The 269-nt window shown below is 40.1% G+C and carries 1 protein-coding gene; it reads right to left on the bottom strand.

The window, feature by feature from the left end; all coding sequences use genetic code 11:
- Positions 1-269, bottom strand: a 269-nt coding sequence (locus ACYQ78_RS39655; protein WP_459806151.1) for a mucin-binding protein, incomplete at both ends; no start/stop codon positions are given.

The raw sequence follows: 269 nt of genomic DNA, 5'->3' as shown, positions 1-269 counted from the left end.
CCTGGAACGTATGGTAATGTTTCTGTTGGTTGACCCGGTTTTGTTGGATCTGTTGGATCATTTGGATACTTGATTGGGTTTGTTGGTTGACCTGGGATGTTTGGAATCCATGAACCGATTGGTTTGTAGGTTACTACTTCTTTAGTATTTTCTGAATCTGCAGTTACTTTTGTAGCTGGTACTGTTGCTTTATCAGCTAAGTATCCTTTAACTACTGGTGATTTCACTTCAGGTAAGTCTTTAGCTTCTGACCAGTCTCCGTATGTAAC

The sequence above is a fragment of the Herbidospora sp. RD11066 genome, from assembly GCF_054661255.1.
The sequence above is the reverse complement of the archived record's forward strand: the minus strand, read 5'-3'. Positions and strand labels throughout refer to the sequence as shown.